The organism is Wandonia sp. (genome assembly GCF_984588085.1).
This window is the reverse complement of record NZ_CFIGVI010000003.1, coordinates 1-19,206: the sequence shown is the minus strand read 5'-3', so window position 1 is coordinate 19,206 and position 19,206 is coordinate 1. Positions and strand designations below refer to the sequence as shown.

The window sequence follows — 19,206 nt, the reverse complement described above, 5'->3', positions numbered from 1 at the left end:
CAAATATACAAAGACATTAACGTCTTATCAATTCGATTTCCCCGTTTTTACCAATTTTAATAATTTTCGAAGGTGTTTGAGATGATTTGAAGTTGGGATTATCAAGAATAAAGTCAACCTGCCGAGCAATACTTTCGTCCACACTATCAATATCAGTTGGGAAAGGTTTTCCTGAAATATTGGCAGAGGTTGATAAAATCGGTCTTCGCAAAGTTTGAATCAATTTTTTGCAAAACGGGTCCTGTGTTACCCTGATTCCAATAGAACCGTCCTCTCCTGTAACGAGCGAAGAAAGCCCCTGCGAAGTAGGGTAAATAATTGTTAAAGGATCAATGGCCGTATCAATCAAATCATAACAAATTTCAGGAAATTCAGGAACAAATTTTTCAAGCATAGGTATACTGTCTACCAATAAAATAAAACTCTTTGATTCATCTCTTTGTTTAATAGTCATCACTTTTTTAACAGCTTCACTATTTGACGGATCACAGCCTAATCCCCAAATCGTATCTGTCGGATAAAGAATTACTCCCCCGGACCTGATAATTTCGGTCGCTTTCAAAAAGTCACTCATAATTGATTTTTTTTACAAATTTATTTATGAAAGCAGTACAACAAAAAGAAATCATGTAATTTAACTATCTTTGCCACCAAATTTTTCAGAAAATGGCATTAAAATGTGGTATCGTAGGATTGCCTAATGTCGGTAAATCCACTCTTTTTAACTGTTTATCCAATTCAAAAGCGCAATCGGCAAACTTTCCGTTCTGTACAATAGAACCGAATGTAGGGACTATTTCTGTTCCTGACAACCGCCTGGTTGAACTCGAAAAGTTAGTCAATCCGGAACGCGTTGTTCCCACGACTATGGAAATAGTGGATATTGCCGGACTGGTTAAAGGAGCTTCTAAAGGAGAAGGGCTGGGAAATCAGTTCTTAGCAAATATCCGTGAAACAGATGCCATCATTCATGTTTTACGTTGTTTTCAGGATGATAATATTGTTCACGTAGATGGTTCTGTTGATCCTATTCGTGACAAAGAAGTGATTGACACCGAATTACAGTTGAAAGATCTTGAAACTATAGAAAAACGTATTCAGGCTCTGTCGCGAGTGGTTAAGTCTGGAGACAAGGATGCGGTAAAGTCAATGGCACTGGCTGAACGAATTAAAACTCATTTAGAACAAGGGAAAAATGTTCGCGGGATGGAATTTGAAGAGACAGAGGAGTCTTTTGTAAAAGAATTCCAATTGATCACTTCCAAGCCGGTTCTCTACTTATGTAACGTAGATGAATCTTCTGTGAAAACAGGTAATGAATTTGTTGAAAAAGTAAAAGAAGCCGTTAAGGACGAACACGCCGAGGTATTGGTAATCGGAGCTAAAATTGAAGCTGATATAACTGAACTGGATACGTACGAAGAACGTAAAATGTTTCTGGATGAACTGGAACTCGAAGAGCCGGGAGTGAATCGTCTCATTCGTTCAGCATATAAACTTTTGGATCTGCAAACGTATTTCACTGCAGGTGTAAAAGAAGTGAGAGCCTGGACAATTAAAAAAGGTTGGACAGCTCCACAAGCTGCAGGTGTAATTCACACGGATTTTGAAAAAGGATTTATTCGGGCTGAAGTAATGAAATATGACGACTTCATTGAACTGGGATCCGAAGCCAAAGTCAAAGAAGTGGGAAAAATGAAAGTAGAAGGGAAAGAGTATATTGTTCATGATGGAGATATTATGCACTTCCGATTCAATGTATAAGTAAGACTCTTTTCTCTGAAAAATAACTACGGGCTGAATTATCAGCCCGTTTTTTATTTCTAAACCGTCCTAAACTACGGATTTACGTACAAAGTACTGTTCCATCATTTTTTTTACAGGATGTTCAAACAAATCATTTTTTTTCTATTTTCGCTAGCCAAAAAATTCGTCCCAATCGGCTGAAATAAAGACGGTTTTAGGCATGTTGTTTGTTACTAATACGTGAGACATGTATGAAACTGATCTTAATCCGCTGTATGAAGAAATCATATCGGGATTAATAAATGAGAATTTCGCCGTATTTGACGGTTTTTTTGATGAAAACATGCTGGAAACACTGACTGCCAGACTCGAGTATCATCTGGAAGAAGAACGGCTGCGTACAGCAGGAATCGGAAACAAAGAACTGGTAAGTATTGACAAACAAATCCGGTCGGATAAAATTCTGTGGTTAAAAGACAATCCGGAACATCCTGTAGAGAAAGAATTCATGGATGTTGTAGCTGCTTTTAGTCAATATATGAACCGAACTTGTTTTGCCGGAATACAAGGAGGCGAATTTCATTACGCCTGTTATGAGGAAGGAGCTTTTTATAAACGCCATATTGACCGGTTTATGAATGACAATTCCCGCAAGTATTCCATCATAACCTATCTGAATAAAGACTGGCAATCCGGAGATGGGGGAGAGTTGGCTCTCTATCTGGAAGACAGAACGCTGTTATTACGTCCTGAATTTGGAAAAACAATCCTTTTTAAATCCGATTTAATCGAACATGAAGTATTACCCGCCAAGCGTAGAAGATTAAGTATAACGGGATGGTTAAAGTAGTTCGTTTCTTTTATTAACAAATATGATTTTTTAGTTGTTAATAAATTAATCTACAAATAAAACCACTTCGAATAAGTTTTTATTAGTTTCGTCTAAACTAAAAACAATTTATTATGAACAACAATTTAAGCTTAGGCGAATTTTTAGCCTTTGGAAGTGCGATTCTTTTTGTAGCAGCGGCTATAGGTATTTTCATGATCATTTGTATGTGGAAAGTGTATTCAAAAGCTGGCAAACCAGGATGGGCAGCTATTGTGCCTATTTACAACATTGTTGTGCTTCTTGAGATTGTAAAGAAACCGGTTTGGTGGCTTATCCTTCTACTAATTCCTATTGTAAACATTATCATCATGATACTGATTTATGTTGAGCTCGCTAAAGCTTTTGGACAAGGAGTAGGATTTGGATTAGGTCTGATTTTCCTAAGTATCATATTTTTCCCAATACTAGCATTTGGAGATTACCAGTACGTATTCGATCAATCAAATTCTGACGAAGCAATTCTGGCATAAATTATATCAACTTTTTTTGAAAAGCTCCCTGACCGGGAGCTTTTTTAGTTTCTACCCAAGAAGTTTCGAAAAACAGGGGTGAGTTTTCAACAATTTGCCTGAACCATCCGGCAGAGACAAGTATTTTTCCTACTTTTATTCGAGTTACCTTCCGCAGTGGATGGACCTTGGTTTTACTTGTTTTACCTTTATTCTATTTCGATGAAAAAAGTATTGATTTTTCTACTTTTACCACTATTACTGATTACATGTGGTAAAGAAGTTTCACTTGAAGAGTTTAATTCGAATCCGTCCCTTTTTGGAGAGTATATATCGGATTATACTTCCGGACTCATTTCCAAAAAGTCAGATATCTATATTGTTCTGGCATTTGAAAATACCGACTGGAAACCGCAGGAGGAACTTAGTAGTTCACTTTTTGATATCACTCCCTCAACAGGTGGAAAGGTAGTTGCTTTATCTACTAATTCGATTGCTTTTATTCCTGAAAAGGATCTCGAGCAGGATACAGAATACCGGATCACCTTTCATTTATCAGAGGTAACAGAAGTACCTTCGGAATTAAACGAATTCAACTTTTCATTTAAGACCTTTAAACAAGATTTCGTAGTCGAAACACGTGATTTGCAATCCTACAGCAAGGACTGGCAATACCTTAACGGAGTGCTTACCACAAGTGATGATATGGACTTTGAAGAAGCTCAACAACTTATCTCCGCCTCACAAGGTGATCGAAATGTAAAAGTGAAACTGGATAAACTAATGTCTTCAACACGTGAATTTCCTTTTGTTATCGACAGCATTAAGCGGGAAGTGAAAGACAGTTACCTGACTATTAAATGGAATGGAACAGAACTAGGTATTGACCAGAAAGGAGAACAACGTTTTGAAATTCCGGGTAAGGAGAATTTTAAAATCATCCAGATGGAAGTAATTGACGAAGGTGAGCAAATGCTTCATATCAATTTTTCAGATCCTATCCGGAAAGGACAAAATTTAAAGGGACTCATTCAGGTAGAAACAGCCTCAAATCTCCGTTTTAAGACAGAAGGAAACATTCTAAAAGTACTATTCAATGATATTCTTGATGGTGAATTACTCGTTGAAGTCTTTCAGGGGATTCAAAGTGAAGAAGGCTATAAAATGAAGAAAGATCATAGTGAAAAAGTATCTTTCAGTCAATTGAAGCCCAATATCAGATTTACCAGAAACGGTTCAATTTTGCCGGGTTCTGCTGCTATGAAAATCAATTTTGAAGCTGTGAACCTGAAAAAAGTGGATGTCAAAGTCTATAAAATTTTCGCCAACAACATTCTACAATTCTTACAAGAGAATGAATTAAACGGAACGCGTAACCTGAGAAGAGTTGCCGCTCCGGTAGCTGAAAAAACAATAGAACTGGCTGAAAAAAATAGCCGGGCAGCAAAACGTTGGACCAACTATGCTATTGATCTCTCAACCTTTATTCAACCAGATCCGGGAGCGATCTATCGTGTCGAAATAAGTTTTAAACGTTCTTACTCCCTTTACAGTTGCGACATTGCGTATAACGGGGAAGATGAAGAAACCAATGAGCATAATCCGTATGATGTCCGTTCCGTTGATGAGTATGATTACTACGACTATTACTGGTATGACAATTATGAATACCTTAATAAAAAAGATCCATGTGAATCATCTTATTACAGACGAAGCCCGATTGGTATGAATATCCTGGCTTCTGACCTTGGTGTCATTGCTAAAAGAGGTGAGAACGGAAGTTACTTTTTTGCCGTCAACAATATCATTTCATCCGAACCCGTGTCAGGTGCCAAGGTTGAATTATTTACGTATCAACAACAATTAATTACTACACTAACAACAGATTCAGAAGGTTTTGCATCAGGAAAAGCAAATAAGTATGCCTATTTTGCTGTTGTCAAAAAAGACAATAACACAACGTATCTGAAATTAGACGAGGGATACGCTAACTCTGTCAGTAATTTTAATGTCTCCGGTAAGAAACTGCAGAAAGGATTAAAAGGATATGTCTATGGTGAACGAGGTGTATGGCGCCCCGGTGACACACTCTTCATCGGGTTTATGTTGAATGATACGGAAAACCCTATTGGAAAAAACCATCCGATCAAATTTAAGTTGCGAGACCCTAACGGAAAAATTGTATATCAGGAAGTTCAGAATTCAACAAAGGAACATCACTATACATTTGTGATTCCTACAGATGAAAATGCGACCACAGGGAACTGGGAATCTGTTGTTAGTGTCGGAGGAGCACATTTCTATAAACGTATAAAAATAGAGACGATAAAACCCAACCGACTAAAAATTAATAATAAACTGGACAGTGACGTAATTTCCGCACGGACCACCAACAAGGGAACTGTACAGGTTAACTGGTTACATGGTGCAATTGCGAAAAATCTGAAACTGGACATGTCAGCCAAATTTTCAGCGCAAACCACAAAGTTCAAAAACTTTGATAATTTCATTTTTGATGATCCGGTTCGAAGTTTTGAAACGGAAGAAGTTTCTCTTTATTCAGGAACATTGAATGACTTAGGAGTAGCATCTTACTCCATTCGTCCACAGGTTGAAAATGAAGCTCCCGGGATGTTAAAAGCTGTTGTAATGACAAAAGCTTATGAAAATGGGGGAGATTTTAGTACAGATGTAATGACAGTTGATTATTCTCCATATTCAACGTATGTCGGGCTTCAAACTCCGGAGCCAAATAAATATGGGCTTTTGGAAACCGGAAAGAAAAACCAGTTTACTGTTGTTACGGTTGATGAAAAGGGGCGTCCGAAAGCGGTTAATGATCTTCAGGTAAAGATCTGGAAAATCAGTTGGAGATGGTGGTGGGATGCCAGCTATGAAAACTTGTCTCACTATACTTCTTCCTATGGAAGAACACCGGTTGAAAACTATCGTATTTCAACGAATTCTTCCGGAAAAGCATCTTTTAGTTTTAAAGCAGACGATGACGACTGGGGACGTTATCTGGTAAGAGTATATGATCCTTCTGGAGGTCATGCTGCCGGAACAACTGTTCTTATCGATTGGCCTTATTGGTCCGGCAAATCAAAAAATGATGGATCTGATAATGCAACGATGCTCGTGTTCAATACAGATAAGGAAAAGTACGATGTCGGCGAAAAAGCAACTATTTCTTTCCCATCCAGTCAGGGAGGGCGTGCTTTGATCTCTCTTGAAAACGGATCAAAAGTTGTGCAAACATTCTGGGTTGCTACACAAAAAGGGGAGACGAAGTTCGAATTACCGGTTACACAGGATATGGCTCCGAATGTATTTGTTCATATTACTTCTCTTCAGCCGCATAGCACAACCAAAAATGATGCTCCAATCCGTATGTATGGGGTAGTGCCAATCGAGGTAGTCGATCGCTCAACAGTGCTCGAACCTCAAATAAAAATGCCGGATGTACTCCAGCCAGAAGAGAATTTTACGGTTGAAGTCAACGAGAAAAACGGCAAGCCGATGACTTATACATTAGCGGTTGTCGATGAAGGCTTATTGGATTTGACCCGTTTTAAAACACCTGATGCATGGAAAGAGTTCTATGCAAGGGAAGCTTTGGGTGTAAGAACCTGGGATATGTACAATGAAGTAATCGGAGCTTTCGGAGGAAAAATAGAGCAAATCTTCTCAATAGGTGGTGACGAAGACCTGAGTGGTGCAAAAGCGAAAAAGGCAAATCGTTTTAAACCTGTTGTGATGTACTACGGTCCTTTCACTTTACAGCCCGGTAAGAGTAAAAAGCATACGATTAAAATGCCTTATTACATAGGAAGTGTCCGTACAATGGTTGTAGCCGGTAATCTCGAAGACGAGTCCTACGGATCAGCTGAAAAAGCAACACCTGTCCGAAAACCATTGATGGTATTAGCTTCGCTACCCCGGAAATTATCACCTACAGAAAAAATCAAACTTCCGGTTACTGTATTTGCTATGGAAAGCAAAGTGAAAAATGTTTCTATCCAGATTAAGACCAACAATGCAATTCGTGTGATCGGATCAGATAAGCAAACCTTAACATTCTCTTCTCCGGATGAAAAAATGGCATATTTCGATCTGGAAGTCAACCCGGTGGAAGGGATCGGAAAAGTTCAGATTTTAGCTACTTCGGGTAGTGAAAAAGCTTATTATGAGGTGGAGTTGGATGTTTTTAATCCAAATCCTGTGACCTTTGAAACATACGATGCTGTGATTAATGCATCCGGTAATGAGAACATTACTTTCTCTACCTTCGGAGTACCGGGAACCAATGAAGCATGGTTGGAAGTATCTTCTTTTCCCGCTATCGATCTTAGCCGACGTCTCGATTATCTGATTCGATATCCGCATGGATGTCTGGAGCAGACTACATCGACTGTTTTCCCACAGTTGTATCTGGAGGAAATTACCGAATTGACATCATCGGAGAAGTTTAAAATCAAGAATAATATCTTAAACGGAATTCGAAAACTTTCTTCGTTCCAACTTTCAAACGGTGGCTTTGCATATTGGCAGGGACAGCAACAAGCTGATCAATGGGCGACATCTTATGTTGGTCACTTCCTTCTCGAAGCCGAGAAAAAGGGGTATGTGCTACCTGTCAATTTAAAATCCTCATGGATAGCTTATCAGCAGAAGGCTGCCCGCGAATGGCGTTTCTCGACTATTTATGGAAATGACTTTGAACAGGCTTACCGTTTATTCACATTAGCACTGGCGGGAAAACCTGACCTGGCTTCCATGAACCGATTAAAATCCACTTCCGGTTTGTCTTCTGTTTCCCGATTGCGACTCGCTGCCACTTATGCCTTGGCCGGACAGAAAAATGCAGCTCAACAGTTAGTTAAATCAAGTCAGCTAGAGGACTTGAAAACCAGCGGATATAGTTACTATGGATCTATCGACAGAAATCGAGCTATGCTTCTGGAGACTCTCGTATTAACAGGAGATCAATACCAGGCTAAAAAGCAAGCAGAAAAACTGGCACAACAGCTTTCTTCCGATAAATGGATGAGTACACAAACCACTGCTTACGCACTATATGCTATTGCCCGTTTTGCTACCATAAGTGGGGAGTCCGGAATCAAGGGAAGCGTCTCTGTTAACGGTAAAACAACTACTCTACAATCTACCAAATCATTAGTGAGGGAGAAAATTGATATCAAAACAGGAAGTAATACTCTAAAGGTAAAAAACAGTGGAGGAAACACGCTGTATACAAGAGTACTATCTTCGGGACGTCTTCCGGTAGGAGAAGAGAAAAGCTTTAGTAACAACCTTAGTTTGCAGGTCGTTTACCGCACAAAGAGTGGTTCTCCGGTTTCTTTGAGTCAAATCAGTCAGGGAAGTGAGATTGAAGCAGAAATACAGATTCGAAACACTTCGTCTGAAAGAATAGAGAATGTCGCTCTGACGCATATCATTCCTTCGGGGTTTGAGATTATTAATATGCGCTATACTGATTATGGTTCTTCAGGCAACTCGAAAGCAGATCATATCGACATCCGCGATGATCGTTCCAACTTTTACTTTAGTCTGAAGGGTGGCGAGCGAAAAGTATTTACGGTACGCCTAAATGCTTCTTACACCGGAAGATATTATCTGCCGGGTGCACAAGCTGAGGCCATGTACAACAATGATTATCGTGTAAGAACAACCGGAGAATGGGTGGACATATCGAAATAATCTGTAATGAATACTATCCGGGAGGCTTGTAGTAACTTCTTGTTGTATTGGTGGAGAAAGGTTAAAAGAAATCCGATAAAGACGATAGTAATCGTTTATCTTGCCGGTTGGTATTACTGGTTTCTTCCCGATTCTCTTTTTCACGATCCTTACTCGGTAGTCGTAGAAAGCAGAGATGGTTATCTTCTGGGTGCAAAAATTGCAGAGGATGGACAATGGCGTTTTCCTCAGGTGGATTCTGTTCCTGAAAAATACAAACATTGTGTATTGACCTTCGAGGATCAGTATTTTTATCAACACCCAGGCATTAACCCGGTTTCTATCATCAATGCTCTTTTTGACAATCTGAAATCAGGTAGGGTGGTTCGTGGAGGAAGTACAATTACTCAGCAGGTTGTCAGGTTAGCACGAAAAGGGCAGGAGAGAAGCTATGGAGAAAAATTCGTAGAAATGATCTGGGCAACGCGTATGGAATTTCGCTATACAAAAGATGAAATTCTGCGTATGTATGCTTCTCACGCTCCTTTCGGAGGCAATGTCGTCGGAATAGAAATGGCATCCTGGCGCTACTTTGGCGTTGCTCCGCACCAATTATCATGGGCAGAGGCTGCAACACTGGCTGTACTTCCCAATGCTCCTTCATTGATTTATCCGGGTAAAAATCAGGACAAACTACGTGTAAAACGGAATAAGCTCCTCGAGCGATTAAAAACAAATGACCTGATTGATGAAATGACGTATCAATTGGCAATCAGTGAACCGCTCCCGTCAAAACCGTTTCCGTTGCCCGATTTCTCCAAACATCTGGTAGAGAGAATTGCGAGCCAATCGGATTCACCTCGTTTCACCTCCACCATTGATTACACACTTCAACAACGACTTTCTCAGATTACTGCCAACTTCCACAGTATTTATAGCCAAAACGAAGTACACAATATGGCCATTCTTGTAGTAGAAGTTGACACCCGTAATGTAATCGGATACATTGGAAACACTCCTACGGGTAACGAACATGGAAAAGATGTGGATATTATCCCTGCACCAAGAAGTACGGGAAGTGTACTCAAACCTTTATTGTTTGCTGAAATGCTGAATGAGGGTATGCTGTTACCCGACATGTTAATCCCTGATATTCCTACACAAATATCAGGTTTTACTCCCCAAAACTTTAATTCTACCTATGACGGGGCTGTCCCCGCACGGGATGCTCTATCCCGGTCTTTAAATATTCCGGCGGTACTATCACTTCAAAAATATGGTGTGAATTCATTCTATGAAGACCTCCGTTTTTATGGACAAGAACATATTAACAAGCATCCCGGACATTATGGATTATCCCTGATTCTCGGAGGTGCAGAAAGTTCTCTCTGGGACATGTGTAAGGTCTATGCCAACTATGCCTCCACATTAAATTATTATTCCCGCCATGAACAGCGTTATCGTCGAAAAGAATTTCAGGAACTATCTTTATCGAAAGACGAAGAAAAAGATTTTGGTACAATCTCACTTCAACCAACAAAAGTTGATGCTGGTTCTATTTACGAAACATTCAAAGCGATGCAGGAGGTCAACCGCACAGCAGAAGATGAAGCCTGGAAATTTTACAGTTCATCCCGGAAGATTTCCTGGAAGACAGGTACGAGTTTTGGAAACCGGGATGCCTGGGCGATAGGTGTTTCTCCTGATTATGTCGTGGGTGTATGGGTAGGTAACGCTAACGGTGAGGGGAGGCCTCAACTGACAGGGGTAGGTTATGCTTCTCCTGTATTGTTTGATGTATTTAATTTACTCCCGACCTCCCAACCCTTTAGACGACCCGAAACAGGTATGTTACTTGGCGAAATCTGCACAAAAAGTGGATTTCTGGCCGGACCGAATTGTACATCTGAATTGAAGTGGATTCCCAAACGGGGTGAAGAGACTGAAGTTTGTCCCTATCATCATACAATAACAGTTGATCTGAATGTGGAATACAGAATTAATACCAGTTGTGCATCTCCGGAAGAAATGAAAACGATCCCCTGGTTTACGCTACCACCTGTCATGGAATTTTATTTTAAGAAACGGAACGCTTTTTATAAGGTTTTACCTCCTTTTAGAGAAGGCTGTTCACAAGACGAATCGGGTATAGCTTTTATTTATCCGAGAGATCAGTCGGTTATTTATCTAACAAAGGATTTTTACGGAAATGTTCAACCACTTATAGCTAAAGTAGCACACAGGAATCCTGATAAAACCCTGTTCTGGTATTTGAATGATACCTATCTGGGAGAGACAAAACATATTCATGAAATGTCCATTATCGGAGAAAGCGGTGATTATCGTCTGACCGTAGTTGATGAAGACGGAAGGGAACGAATGTTACAACTTTCCCTTGTGAACGAAAACCAGATGAATAACTAGCGTAAGTAGTAATATCGGTCTACTTTGTACAACGATACACAAAAGCAGGAGGGAAGTTCAATGGTGTGTAAGCTAATTCCAGTTTTCTGTACAATTGTTTCAGGTTTTTTCGCTGGTGCATTGAATATTGAAACTGAATAAATTGTCCGCCTTCTTTTAAAAATTCGTAGGCTTTTTCCAAAATACTTTGTCTGATTTCCTGCGGAATTGTTGTTAACGGTAAGCTTGAAATAATAAAGTCGGCTCTTTCAAATCCCTGTTCACGGATATATTCTCCAATATTTTCAGCTGATCCGTGGATGATAACCACTCTCGGGTCAGCTATCAACTGCTTTAAATTATCTACAAATGTATCGTTTAATTCAACTACAAGCAGTTTTGCATCCGGTTGCATTCGTTTCAGAATTTCCTTTGTGAAAACACCTGTTCCGGGACCCAATTCTACAATACAACGTGCTTTTCCGAAATCAACTGTCTCCAACATTTTGCCCGTTAAAAAACGACTGCTTGGAACAACTGATCCTGTTACTTTTCGCGACGTAAAAAAAGCTTTGAAAAAATCTTTTTTACTCATCTGTCTGGTCTTTGATACGGACAAATTGTCCTTTATTAAAAATTGCTACAGGTCTTCCTGTAAGTTCTTGTCCTAAAAATGGTGTATTATCACATTTACTGCAATTGGTATCCCGATCAAATGTCCATTCTTCATCCGGAATAAAAGCGGTAAGATCAGCCGAACTACCAGTTTTCAATTCTCCCGAATCTGATCCGTATATGGAACGTGGTCCGTTTGTAAGCTTCTCAATTACCAACTCCAGATCAAACTCCGGAGCCGAAGAAAGCGATGCAAATACAGTTTGCAAGGCAATATTTCCAAAGCCTGCATGATCAAATTCAAGATCTTTTTCTTCTTTATCGTATGGACGGTGATCTGATACAATTGCATCCAGAGTTCCGTCTTTTAATCCTTTCCATAACGCTATACGATCCGTTTCACGTCTGTATGGTGGCATTACTTTAAAATTACTATCAAATCCGATAACCGATTCTTCATTGAATACCAAATGATTGGCGTGAACATCTGCGGTTACATGCAGTCCTTTGGATTTTGCTTCTCCAATCAAACGAACTCCTTCTTCGGTTGAAATACCCGTAAAATGGAGTTCACCTCCCGTATATTCCACTAACCGGAGATCCCGTTCAATCTGAATGGCTTCCGAAATAGACGGAATAGCCTTTAATCCGGTAAGTGTACTCGCACGTCCTTCGTTTACCATTCCTCCTTTGGAAAGCCCTGAATCATTCGCAAAGCTGATGATTCTACCGCCAAAGTTCTGAACATAAAGTAAACCTCTGTACAAAATTCCCGAACTTACGTGTTTCGTATCATCCGTAAAAAATCCTGCTCCGCTTTGGAACATATCGTATAATTCAGCCAGGTTTTCTCCTTTCATTCCTTCTGTCAGTGTTCCCATGGGAAGAACTGAAACAGCTGAAAAATCCGATTTTCCGATAACATATTCAACCTGGGCTTTATTAGAAACAGCCGGTATGGTTGAAGGCAACAAAGCAACGTGTGTATATCCACCTGATTCGGCAGCTCGTAAACCTGTCTGAATGGTTTCTTTGTGTTCCTCTCCGGGATCACAGAAATGTGCTTTCAGATCAAACCATCCCTTTGAAACATGAAGATTTGGGTAATCTAAACTAAAATCAGATTCAGATTGTATGTTTTCTGCTATTTCGGAGATTACTCCGTCTACAACCAGTATATCAGTTGTTTTGCCATGAAGCGAGGAGGTCTTGTCCAGAACCTTTGCTTGTTTTATCAGGATTCTCATTTACGCTAATTCTGTATCAGATCATTCATTATGTCCTTTATTTTACAAATTTCAAGACAGCCATTTCCGCCATAAAGAACAACAATGCCAAAATTAATAGAATTCTCCATAATTCCGTGTCTTTTTGTCCTTCCAAACGATGAATTTCTTCCGATTCACTTATTTCGCTTACTCTGAAGGAATGCAGTCCGGAATTTGTCGCTAATGCCGTTAAGTTTTCTACAGACAATACGGTTGGATCGGATTCTTCCCGGTTCACATTCACGGCCAGTCTTCCAATCACTGTTTCATCTTGCTTCAAATCATATATTCCGGCATGTAATGCCTTTTCATCATCACCACCTGAAAAATACAAAACTGTCTGTTCGTTGTTTCTGTCTTGTCGGGGAATTAAATCGGTTTCATTCCCTGAAATCCTAACCGGACTCTCGGTTGTTTTTCTATTTTGTACGGTATAAGAAGAGGGGCTTCCCGCTGTTAGATACAGAGGTGTATTCCCTCCTGCAAACTCCGCAATTCGTAAAAACAAGGCACTAAACAAATCGCTGTTCAATAATGAGCGGTTCGATCGATTCAATTCCGGGCCAAACGTAAAGAGACGATTTCCGTATTTTGTAGAAACATTCATAAAAGCCGAGCCATCTGAATAGGAGAGTAGCGGCATAGAACGACTCCCGGAAGTAATCAGGCGGCTACTTCTCTTAACCGGAATTTGTATGGATGGATTCTTTGTATCAAAAACACCATCAAAAAACGGATGTGTGTGGATTTTATCCAACGAGGCCGTAAGAGAATCTTTTTTCTGCATTACCGGCATTTCCAATCCTGCTAAAAGTTCATTCCAGGAAGAAAAATCAGGTTCTCCTGACGGAATCAACACAACAGCACCACCTCTGTCAAGTAGCTTTTTAATAGCTTCTGAGAGTGCTCTGTCCACCTGTTTTACTTCATTCACAACCAATACATCCACTTTATCGACTTCCTGATACAAAATTTGGTTAGAAGCCCAGGTTGACAAGCGATAATACGCATCCAGTCCGTATACAAGGGAAACATTATTAGTTGCCTGTTCTCCGTTTATGATTCCTACCGATTGTTCATTTCTGACGTTAAAGGTGGCATACATTACATCATCAAAGAATAATTGTTCATCGTCAATTTCAACCCGTATTTCATTATAACCCGGGGAAGTAGCGGAATAATTCAGCGATAAAACCGTTTCTTTCTTTCCGTTAAATTCTGCTGTAAATTGTTGTTCAGATTCATTTACCTTTACTTTAACAGGAAGTGAATTAACATCTGAATCCGAATGGTTTATAATTTTAAAATTTATCTCATACGGAGCATTTAACCGATGCACAGGCGTACTCAACCATACTGAATCAACACTTCTGTTGCTAACTTGTTGGGCTGCCAATCTGATAAAACGTACATCCAAAGCAAGCGAATCCTGAACCGGATCACTCCATTGGGATTTTTGCGCATCACTAAAAACAAAAACATTTCCCTCCATTCCTGCATCCGACAAAGAAGATGCTATAGAGCGGAATATGAACTCTGAAGAACGACTATGAGCTGAATACTCAATACTCTCTAAATAGTCAATCGCATCCGGCTGGGACATCGGGTGAAGCTCTTCCGCGGAAAAATCATTGGTAAAAACAAAATAACGGGTTCCGGGTTTATCCTTCTTCACCAGCTCCAAAGCTGTAGTTTTAGCCTGGCTTAACAGTTCTCCTTCAACCCCTTTGGCCGCCATGCTTTGCGAATTATCAATAAAGACAACCCGAACACGATCGGTTCTGACAGGGTTAATCTCTTCCGGAAAATAGGGTTGTGCAAAAGCCAGTATTAATGCCGAAAAAGCTAATAATCGTAATACTAAAACCAACAAACGACGTAGATTACGTGTTGACTTTGAAGTTGTATCCAGTTCCTGAAGAAAACTTATAGAAGAAAAATAAAATACCTTGAACTTTCGCAGATGGAACAAATGAAGAATCAATGGAATAGCCAGAACTCCAAATGCAAAAAGAAACTGTGGGTACAAAAAGCTCATACGGACAAATATAGATAGAAAAGTTTATTGAAAAACGGGAGGTAGGAGTACAGACTTAAAATCCTAAAAAACAAACGGGGGCTCAATCTCTTGTGCCCCCATTCGCTTGCTTTGCTATGTTACATGAAAAAAGTTACTAATCAATATCGACCTCAACCGTTCTGGTCTCAAATTCGATTTTACTGGATCGGTTGGAAATATTCAACTGCTTTTTATTTCCTTTCCAATCTATTTCTCCACCAACAGGTACCGCCACATATACCTGAACGTGTTGCCCTCTCAATTTATCATCAGCAGGGAAGAGGTAGTACGGATAAACAGTCAACTGATTACTATCCAGGTGAATATCGTGCATGATATTATTACTTAATGACAATGCCTTCTTACTTGTAATTCCATACGAACTTTTTACAGTCTTGATATGGAATAAAGAATCCTCCGAAGGCACAAATTTCAATGCCACAAACCCGCTTTTAATATTCTCATCTTCCATTTGAATCCGGTTACTGAATTCCTCATCATCGATCTCGAGTACTTTACCAATATCAGAACCATAGACCTCAGGTACATTGATGACCAATTTAGGAGAAGATACCTCTCCAATTGATTCATCAATTTCTTTGTAGCTACTGAATTCGCTTCCGATCTGCAATCCGGTTACAGTAAGTACTCCGATGGAAACAAACCAGAAAATCGTCAATAGAATGAACACATATTTACTCCATTGACTGCGAATATGGAGCAGCAGAATCACCCCCATAATAATAAAAGCAATCAAAGGAATAAGAACAGTACCCAGTAATCCTGTCCAACCAAGAAAGCTCTGGAAATCAGAACGAAAAATCACATCACTGAATTCATAAAGAGAAATCAAACGCTCCCCATCATCAGAGGAAAAGATTCCTACTTCCGTGAGTGTAACCGTCAAAAACGTGATAATTCCAAAAGAAGCTCCTATGATCAAAAATAACCCTATAATACTCCCTAATGCTCTTCCAAAACGATTGGTTCGATCTTTAACCGTTTCAAACTTCTGACGGGTTGCTTTGCTTTTAGAATAACGTTCTACTCTTTCTGCAGCTTCATGCACCTCTCGTTTAATACTATCTATATTGATCGGTTTACCTCTCATTCTCAATTTGTCCGCAGAGGAATTTGCCCGGGGAGCTATAATCCACAAAACGATGTACAACCCGAGACCAAATCCGGTAAGAAAGAAGAGTAAGACAAACAAACCTCTCACTAGTGTAAGGTCAATCCCGAAATAAGCAGAAATTCCTGTACAAACCCCGGCAATGACTCCATTATCGGGATCACGCATAAATACTTTAGCAGGTTCAGGTCTTTTAGTTTCCTTTTCTTTATTCTGCTCTCCGGACTCTTCTGCGTCCTCATCGATATACTCTTCCGGATTTCCCAGGGTTCGGATCACTTCATCAACATCTGCTTCTGTAATGACTTCTTTTGAAACACCCAGTTTATCACTGAATAATTCAGCAATTCTGGACTCTATATCTGCATAAATCTCATCGCTTCCCTCTACATTGCGAAGGTGTGTTCTGAGATTTGTCAAATAAGTATTCAATGTAGCATACGCATTTTCTTCCAGGTTAAAAATGATGCCACTTATATTGCAAGAAACTGTCTTATTCATGATTTTGTTGATTTTAAACTGTGATTTACTGCACCTGAAAGCTCTTCCCAGGTCATCTTTAACTCTTCAAGGAACAGATCTCCTTTACTGGTTAAAGCATAATATTTACGGGGTGGTCCGCTGGTAGATTCCTCCCAACGGTAGGAGAGGAGATCTGCATTCTTCAATCTTGTCAACAATGGATACAAAGTTCCTTCTACGATAATCAGTTTATTCTTTTTGAGTTCTTCGATTATTTCAGAGGGGTACGATTCATTGTTTTTGAGAATAGCCAAAATACAGAGCTCCAGTATACCTTTCCTCATTTGTGCTTTCGTGTTCTCTACATTCATACCTACTATTATTTATCACAAAGATATAAACAAAAGACAATACTATGCAATACAAGGTACTATAAAAAACAAATAAAAAAATATAAACAATTAATAAATAGCGATTTAACTAATTAAAATTTTATTCAACACGAGTTACTTCATACTCTTTTTCAAGGGCATGCAAGAGAAAACTAACTAAATGAAGGGTTTGATTACGGGCTTTTCGTTGTCCGGCTTTCGATACAGCAAACAAGACAATCAAAAGAACAATTCCCACGGGCCAGAACCACAAAAAAGCTGAAGTCCTGGCAACTGAATATTGAATCATACCAAACATACCTCCAAAAACAGTCAATAGAATAGTTATTGAGTAGAAAAAGGTAAACATAAGCCATACCGATTGGGCCGGTCCAATAACACAACGCAGTATGGAAGCATTATTCTCTTCACTTCTTGTAGACTGAATTTGTAATTCAGGAGACCAATAATGTCTTTCATATTGAGGAACCCGGAGGATGACATAATTTTCTGCAAATGTGCCTGAAACAGTCGTTTCTAAAGTAGCCTCCTCCTTAATCTTATCAAAGATTATTGTTTTTTCTTCTGCTATGCGCAGTCGGAAACGGGGGAGGAATTCACCTTCCAGTGAGTGGTCTAATTTATTAAATGCCATTCCCGAAAATTATCATTGTATTTACAAGTAAAAGTTGATATCTGTCAGTTTTCACTAAAAAAACAAAGGAGAGTCAACGGGCGTCAACTCTCCAATGTAACCTAACCTACCTTTTACAACTAAACCTGACACAAAGATAAGTTCCTTTCATCGATCTCGCAACATTGTTTAATAAAAAATCTGTTTTTTTAGACAAAAACAAGCATTCAGTAGATTAATAAAATATAATACTAGATTAATCTTAATGCAACATCGACTAAAATGATTACCTACTGAAAAATAGTCGATTACCTTATGTTTTTCTCCTGAAAACAGAGAGATAGAAGTAGAAAAAACAAGGCTATTTAGGAAACCTGTTACACAATAACAAATTTGATCCTACACAAAGAATAGCTTCGTTAAAATTTGTAAAAAAAGTTTGTTTCCCGGGCGTATTTCTTGCTTTTTCCAGAGAATCCTCTTACCTTCAAAGGGAATATTAATTTTCTAAAAACAACAAAATCATGTCAAATCACACAACAGATACACTTATTGCATTATTATCAGGAGTGGCAATAGGAGTGGGAGTAGGAGTTTTGTTTGCACCGGATAAAGGCTCTGAAACCCGAAAAAAAATCAAAGACAAATTTGATAAAGGTAAAGAAGACCTTTCGGACAAGTATGAAGATCTCATTGCCATGCTGAAAGAAAAAGTAAATCAGACGGAAAGTCGTTTTGACGAATCACTGGACAAGTTAGTTTCAGAAGGGAAAGATAAAACAGAAGACGTAATAGAAATCCTCGAAGCTAAATTGGCAGCGTTAAAAAAAGAAGTAGCAAAAAAGTAATTTACCTGTATGGCATTTGAAGAAATAAAAGAAGATCTGGATCAAATTCAGGAAAATACAAAATCACTTATCGACAGTAATATTGCTTATTACAAACTCTGGGGATTTAAAGTACTGATGCAGTCCACAACAATGATCTTCAAATTTTTACTGGTGGCTGTTTTTCTTTTGTTTTTCCTACTCTTTGCATCCGTTGCTTTGGCACTTGTTATCGGAAAAGCTTTAGACAGTTACTGGTATGGTTTTCTGATTGTAGCAGGAGGCTATTTGGTTTTAACCTTACTTGTTGCGCTCATTCGTCCACAAATTGTAGAAGGGCGAATTCTACGACGTTTTTCGGAAATTTTCTTTAACGATTGATCACATTCTTATGAGTAACAAAAGAGTATATACTTCTTACGAAGAGATAAACCGGGATCTTCAAATTCTGGATATCGAACGTAAAATTCACTATTATAAAGCCCGGCAGGGAGTCACTAAGTTAAAAAACGACCTGACCCTTCCCAATCTTATTGATGGAGCTATTAGCAATTCTTCAGGAACCCGTTTCTCATTTTTTCGCTTAACACTTCAAAGCGCCGCTCCTTTGCTAATTAAAGCAGTATTCAGATGGATGGGGAGGTGATG

General features: G+C 39.1%; 15 protein-coding genes. 8 read left to right on the top strand and 7 right to left on the bottom strand.

Features of this window, described 5'->3' with window-relative positions; all coding sequences use genetic code 11:
• Nucleotides 1-16 precede the first annotated feature (16 nt).
• Complete coding sequence (locus AC4PL9_RS01940; RefSeq protein ID WP_491603103.1) at nucleotides 17-574, bottom strand: L-threonylcarbamoyladenylate synthase; 558 nt, start codon at nucleotides 572-574, stop codon at nucleotides 17-19.
• A gap of 92 nt (nucleotides 575-666) precedes the next feature.
• On the opposite strand from AC4PL9_RS01940, the gene ychF reads away from it, so the two are divergent.
• From ychF to pbpC, 5 genes are all read left to right on the top strand, one after another.
• Nucleotides 667-1,764: a redox-regulated ATPase YchF gene (gene ychF / locus AC4PL9_RS01935; protein ID WP_491603102.1), complete on the top strand. Its 1,098-nt coding sequence runs from the start codon at nucleotides 667-669 to the stop codon at nucleotides 1,762-1,764.
• 229 nt (nucleotides 1,765-1,993) lie between these two features.
• Nucleotides 1,994-2,596 (top strand): 2OG-Fe(II) oxygenase, encoded by a 603-nt coding sequence (locus AC4PL9_RS01930; protein WP_491603101.1) that lies wholly within the window; start codon nucleotides 1,994-1,996, stop codon nucleotides 2,594-2,596.
• 113 nt (nucleotides 2,597-2,709) lie between these two features.
• Nucleotides 2,710-3,108, top strand: a complete 399-nt coding sequence (locus AC4PL9_RS01925) for a DUF5684 domain-containing protein (RefSeq protein WP_491603100.1) — start codon at nucleotides 2,710-2,712, stop codon at nucleotides 3,106-3,108.
• 201 nt (nucleotides 3,109-3,309) lie between these two features.
• A complete protein-coding gene (locus AC4PL9_RS01920) occupies nucleotides 3,310-8,808 on the top strand; it encodes an alpha-2-macroglobulin family protein (RefSeq protein WP_491603099.1) in 5,499 nt (1,832 codons plus the stop codon).
• Nucleotides 8,809-8,814: 6 nt separating this feature from the next.
• Entirely contained in the window at nucleotides 8,815-11,211 is a 2,397-nt protein-coding gene (pbpC, locus tag AC4PL9_RS01915) for a penicillin-binding protein 1C (RefSeq protein ID WP_491603098.1), read from the top strand.
• 19 nt (nucleotides 11,212-11,230) lie between these two features.
• Here pbpC and AC4PL9_RS01910 read toward each other — a convergent pair whose 3' ends face one another.
• The 6 genes from AC4PL9_RS01910 to AC4PL9_RS01885 all read right to left on the bottom strand — a co-directional run bounded on the left by AC4PL9_RS01910 (nucleotide 11,231) and on the right by AC4PL9_RS01885 (nucleotide 17,752).
• On the bottom strand, nucleotides 11,231-11,785 hold the full coding sequence (locus AC4PL9_RS01910; RefSeq protein WP_491603097.1) for a class I SAM-dependent methyltransferase: 555 nt from the start codon (nucleotides 11,783-11,785) through the stop codon (nucleotides 11,231-11,233).
• Nucleotides 11,778-13,052, bottom strand: coding sequence for a dihydroorotase (locus tag AC4PL9_RS01905; protein ID WP_491603096.1), 1,275 nt, complete (start codon nucleotides 13,050-13,052; stop codon nucleotides 11,778-11,780). The genes AC4PL9_RS01910 and AC4PL9_RS01905 overlap by 8 nt, the downstream gene beginning before the upstream one ends.
• Before the next feature lie 37 nt (nucleotides 13,053-13,089).
• Nucleotides 13,090-15,111, bottom strand: a complete 2,022-nt coding sequence (locus AC4PL9_RS01900) for a BatA domain-containing protein (RefSeq protein WP_491603095.1) — start codon at nucleotides 15,109-15,111, stop codon at nucleotides 13,090-13,092.
• 136 nt (nucleotides 15,112-15,247) lie between these two features.
• Entirely contained in the window at nucleotides 15,248-16,765 is a 1,518-nt protein-coding gene (locus tag AC4PL9_RS01895) for a PspC domain-containing protein (RefSeq protein ID WP_491603094.1), read from the bottom strand.
• A complete protein-coding gene (locus AC4PL9_RS01890; protein WP_491603093.1) occupies nucleotides 16,762-17,097 on the bottom strand; it encodes a PadR family transcriptional regulator in 336 nt (111 codons plus the stop codon). Before AC4PL9_RS01890 ends, AC4PL9_RS01895 begins: the two co-directional genes overlap by 4 nt.
• A gap of 121 nt (nucleotides 17,098-17,218) precedes the next feature.
• Nucleotides 17,219-17,752 (bottom strand): hypothetical protein, encoded by a 534-nt coding sequence (locus AC4PL9_RS01885; protein ID WP_491603092.1) that lies wholly within the window; start codon nucleotides 17,750-17,752, stop codon nucleotides 17,219-17,221.
• Between the two features lie 503 nt (nucleotides 17,753-18,255).
• On the opposite strand from AC4PL9_RS01885, the gene AC4PL9_RS01880 reads away from it, so the two are divergent.
• The 3 genes from AC4PL9_RS01880 to AC4PL9_RS01870 are packed head-to-tail and all read left to right on the top strand — an operon-like array spanning nucleotide 18,256 to nucleotide 19,204.
• Nucleotides 18,256-18,579 (top strand): YtxH domain-containing protein, encoded by a 324-nt coding sequence (locus AC4PL9_RS01880; protein ID WP_343786954.1) that lies wholly within the window; start codon nucleotides 18,256-18,258, stop codon nucleotides 18,577-18,579.
• 9 nt (nucleotides 18,580-18,588) lie between these two features.
• The gene (locus AC4PL9_RS01875; protein WP_343786952.1) at nucleotides 18,589-18,939 is read left to right on the top strand and encodes a competence protein; all 351 of its coding nucleotides are present in this window, start codon (nucleotides 18,589-18,591) and stop codon (nucleotides 18,937-18,939) included.
• 10 nt (nucleotides 18,940-18,949) lie between these two features.
• Entirely contained in the window at nucleotides 18,950-19,204 is a 255-nt protein-coding gene (locus AC4PL9_RS01870; protein ID WP_491603091.1) for a DUF6327 family protein, read from the top strand.
• Nucleotides 19,205-19,206: the final 2 nt, after the last annotated feature.

Coding starts and splice junctions, on each gene's coding strand:
- AC4PL9_RS01940 (WP_491603103.1), bottom strand. CDS start 574: ATGAGTGACTTTTTGAAAGCGACCGAAATTATCAGGTCCGGGGGAGTA.
- ychF (WP_491603102.1), top strand. CDS start 667: ATGGCATTAAAATGTGGTATCGTAGGATTGCCTAATGTCGGTAAATCC.
- AC4PL9_RS01930 (WP_491603101.1), top strand. CDS start 1,994: ATGTATGAAACTGATCTTAATCCGCTGTATGAAGAAATCATATCGGGA.
- AC4PL9_RS01925 (WP_491603100.1), top strand. CDS start 2,710: ATGAACAACAATTTAAGCTTAGGCGAATTTTTAGCCTTTGGAAGTGCG.
- AC4PL9_RS01920 (WP_491603099.1), top strand. CDS start 3,310: ATGAAAAAAGTATTGATTTTTCTACTTTTACCACTATTACTGATTACA.
- pbpC (WP_491603098.1), top strand. CDS start 8,815: ATGAATACTATCCGGGAGGCTTGTAGTAACTTCTTGTTGTATTGGTGG.
- AC4PL9_RS01910 (WP_491603097.1), bottom strand. CDS start 11,785: ATGAGTAAAAAAGATTTTTTCAAAGCTTTTTTTACGTCGCGAAAAGTA.
- AC4PL9_RS01905 (WP_491603096.1), bottom strand. CDS start 13,052: ATGAGAATCCTGATAAAACAAGCAAAGGTTCTGGACAAGACCTCCTCG.
- AC4PL9_RS01900 (WP_491603095.1), bottom strand. CDS start 15,111: ATGAGCTTTTTGTACCCACAGTTTCTTTTTGCATTTGGAGTTCTGGCT.
- AC4PL9_RS01895 (WP_491603094.1), bottom strand. CDS start 16,765: ATGAATAAGACAGTTTCTTGCAATATAAGTGGCATCATTTTTAACCTG.
- AC4PL9_RS01890 (WP_491603093.1), bottom strand. CDS start 17,097: ATGAATGTAGAGAACACGAAAGCACAAATGAGGAAAGGTATACTGGAG.
- AC4PL9_RS01885 (WP_491603092.1), bottom strand. CDS start 17,752: ATGGCATTTAATAAATTAGACCACTCACTGGAAGGTGAATTCCTCCCC.
- AC4PL9_RS01880 (WP_343786954.1), top strand. CDS start 18,256: ATGTCAAATCACACAACAGATACACTTATTGCATTATTATCAGGAGTG.
- AC4PL9_RS01875 (WP_343786952.1), top strand. CDS start 18,589: ATGGCATTTGAAGAAATAAAAGAAGATCTGGATCAAATTCAGGAAAAT.
- AC4PL9_RS01870 (WP_491603091.1), top strand. CDS start 18,950: ATGAGTAACAAAAGAGTATATACTTCTTACGAAGAGATAAACCGGGAT.